Origin of the sequence: Salinivibrio sp. ML198 (genome assembly GCF_001996015.1) — a bacterium.
In the GTDB taxonomy this organism is placed as follows: domain Bacteria; phylum Pseudomonadota; class Gammaproteobacteria; order Enterobacterales; family Vibrionaceae; genus Salinivibrio; species Salinivibrio siamensis.
In genome coordinates this window covers 1-1,409 of the sequence record NZ_MUEZ01000041.1, presented here as the reverse complement: position 1 = coordinate 1,409, position 1,409 = coordinate 1, and the positions used below count along the sequence as shown (strand labels likewise).

The 1,409-nt window shown below is 41.9% G+C and carries 1 protein-coding gene; it reads right to left on the bottom strand.

Annotation, left to right across the window (positions count from 1 at the left end):
* Positions 1-183: 183 nt before the first annotated feature.
* Positions 184-789, bottom strand: coding sequence for a hypothetical protein (locus tag BZG25_RS15555; RefSeq protein ID WP_077639366.1), 606 nt, complete (start codon positions 787-789; stop codon positions 184-186).
* Positions 790-1,409 lie beyond the last annotated feature (620 nt).

Genomic DNA, 1,409 nt, shown 5'->3' with positions numbered 1-1,409 from the left:
TGACGTGAGTCAGTAAAAGGCCGAATGTAGAGCGGCAGTCCAAACCAAACTCAATACGCTTCGCGGATGCTTGACGAACGGGGGAATCCATGTAGCCGCATTAAGGTGTGAGCGACGCTTGGCTATACTTGAGCGAAGCGAAACTGCCAAGCGTTGCGAATCACTCTTAAATGCTTTGTTAGCTTAATTAGCAAAGATCCTACTTTGGTCTACACCTGTGCTGAAAGGCATTTTAAACTTAATCCATTTACCCAGAATTTTCGTAGCACCATCGTATGCACATGAGTCATCGCGTACAAAGTCTTGATCCGATGTTACATATAGTTCATCTTGATAAAGTGATATATAGCAAAGAGTGATAGGTAGCTTATTAACGACAAAGGAAACAGCCTCATATGATTCTGAGTTTTTATCCTTGAGGTAAAAGGTCGCAACTTCAAGCTTACTTCCAGCTTTAATGATCAACCTCCCAGGAAATTCCGTTGTTAACAGTTCAAACTCTTCAGAATTTAAATTATTTATCTTTACGAACTCTGAAACCATAGGTCTAACGGAAACTGCTTTCTTTCCTGCCACTTCGAAATCAGTAACTATTGCCGGACCATTTCCAGCATTTTCAAAATAAAGAGTAATTTTGCCATCTTCGAATACATCGACACCGGTTTGCACTAAAGGGAGAGAGCTTATTCTATTGTGATAATTTGTCGAATAGGCTTGAAACAAAGTAAGAAAGACAGCACAAACTGCGATCACAATACTAATAATGTTTAATCTATTTTCTTTATTCATTGGTTCCATAATAACTATAAAAATTAAGCTAGCATTGCATTAGTGCGCGTGCTCGATTTGTCAAAACCGTTATACGCATCTTTTATCGCCTAAGCTACTGTTATTAAGATCATTTTCAACGCTTGAAGCAATCAACTCGTCTACGAAAGTGTGCATGCCGCCTATCACGGTTCAGGCGTTCACATTATCCCCAACCAGTGAAATGCAACCCATTGATTAAATAGCATTTCTATTTTTTAGCTTGGTGATAATGTGAATGTGTTTCGAATAATCGTGCACACGATCTGGCTTCCCTCGCCGATAAGCTGTGTAAATATACAGCTTGGCAGTTAAAGGAATGCGCTTTAACACCCACGCTACCGCCATTGGTTGGCGGCGTCCAAAAGGCCTTATAGGGCAGTTTTTCGCAGGCTAGATTATCAGACGCTGTTCAGTCTGTTTAGGCAAAGGGGTCTAAAATGTTGGCGCGGTCAGGGTTTGGGGATGTGTAGGGGGTTAAACGCAAAAAAGCCGCTGACTACGCAGCGGCTTTTCGGTATGTGGCGGAGAGATAGGGATTTGAACCCTAGAAGGGCTATTAACCCTTGCCGGTTTTCAAGACCGGTGCTTTCAACCACTCA